The organism is Vibrio barjaei (assembly GCF_001639065.2).
GTDB classification, from domain to species: domain Bacteria; phylum Pseudomonadota; class Gammaproteobacteria; order Enterobacterales; family Vibrionaceae; genus Vibrio; species Vibrio barjaei.
In genome coordinates, this window is the sequence record NZ_LQXO02000002.1 from 1 (window position 1) to 1,956 (window position 1,956).

Sequence of the window (1,956 nt, forward strand, 5' to 3'; positions counted from 1 at the left end):
CGAACCACCGACACGAGGATTTTCAATCCTCTGCTCTACCGACTGAGCTATCCGGGCGACGAGGTGTATTAAACGGTTTTTCGTCCTTTACGTCAACACTAAATTGCAAAAAAAATATCGTTTGGTGCTTTTCTATACTTAGCGTTCTGTTTTTATTCATTTGGTGCTCAAAAACGAGCCCTAGCAGTAGTTCTGCTCTATTAGTGAATATAGATAAACTAGGCTCATTAACTTTCACAGTACCAAATTAGTTAAGATTTTGTCCCTTAGTACAAAGAGAAAAACCTTGATTACTGAACCTCAAAGCAAGCTACTTTGTGGTGTAGCTCTAACGACAGTTGATTTAATGAACGAGTGGCCTGCTCTGTTTCTTCTACAGCCGAATGAAGTTCACCGCCACTTTGTTCAATCATGTTGATTCGTTGAGAGATATCGTCACCCACCTCGGTTTGCTCTGCTGCCGCAATTTGTTGGCTTTTCTCTGTAAGAGCCTCTAGGCGAGCAACGACTTCTTGCAAAGCACCTGACGCAGTTTGTGACTCAACAACCGTCGCTTCACTAGTCTGTACGCAACGATTGATACTTTGCTTCGCATGTTGTGAGCCTGACTGCAGGTTGCCTATCATTTCTTGAATCTCTTTTGTGCTTTGCTGAGTTCGGCCAGCAAGATTTCTGACTTCATCAGCAACAACGGCAAAGCCTCTACCTTGCTCTCCTGCACGAGTAGCCTCGATAGCGGCGTTCAATGCAAGAAGATTGGTTTGCTCAGCGATATCACCTATCACATCCAAAACCCGAGCGATATTATGAATATCAGAATCAAGCTCAGAAACAGCGATCTTGGTTTCATCGGTACGATTTGCCGCATCAGTAGCAGATTAAGCGACATGAGACGCCGAAGAAGCCATTTCAGTCATAGCGGTAGCAATTATCTATGTGCTTTGCTGCTGCGTAGAAGTCAGCGTCGATATCGTCAATGAGCGTTTATTTACATCACTTACTTGTGCCGCAATGGAAACTGATACTTTGTCAATGCTAGACAAGAGTGAAGCTAAAGAAAGATTCATTTGTTGTCCTGAATGGTAGATACTTCCCTCATAAGCCATTTGTCCAAATTTAGTCGTGATCTTTCCTTTCGCTACATTTTGCATCGCCAGTAATACCTCTTGTGGCTCTCCTCCAAGAATCGCTGAAATCCTCTTCAGTGATAGCAGCAACAAAGAAACGATAGCTACAATGAGTAGCAAACATAAGGAGAGATAACATTTCGCCATTGACTAAAAGCGTTCATTGACTTCATTAATCCCAATTCTGGTACCTACGACCCAGTTCCAATGCGGTGTTCTCTTTGCTATCGATAGCTTATCTTCTATATTTCCGCTTGGAAGTTTTTGAGGCCAGCTATATTCGACTAGCATACCCGTAGTGTTACCGAGCTTAGAAAGGATAATGTCTGCAACACTTTGTCCGGCACTATCTTTAAAATCGTGAAAACTCGTACCATGCTTGCTACTCGAAGCGACCACAACCACGTTATGCAAAACTATGAGCGCGACTATATTTGCAAATAAAATATGTGTTTTATTTAAAGAAACCAGCCTGATAGCTGATGTGACAAGTAACGGCATAAAGCCGTCTCATATTTACTATGTCATTTCAGCACAACAATACGCTGAGAGAAGAAAGTAAGACTTTATATTGAAAGGAAAAGCATAAGCCTTATGAGTGTCATTAGCGAGGTGACTGTTGGTTATTCAAGAGTGTAGTTAGGTACTACAGCTAGGAGGCTTAGTAGTATAAGTGACGACATCGAAAGTGCACTTACTCTAGACTGTAATTCTGCTTGAACAGTGACCTATTAGACAGATGTAAAAAAGCCCTAGTCTTACGACTAGGGCTTCGTGTAAGTGGCGGAGTGGACGGGACTCGAACCCGCGACCCCCGGCGTGACAGGCC

1 pseudogene is annotated in these 1,956 nt (G+C 42.9%); it reads right to left on the reverse strand.

Features of this window, described 5'->3' with window-relative positions:
* Positions 1-290: 290 nt before the first annotated feature.
* Positions 291-1,628, reverse strand: a pseudogene (locus tag AWH66_RS25270) (methyl-accepting chemotaxis protein).
* Positions 1,629-1,956: the final 328 nt, after the last annotated feature.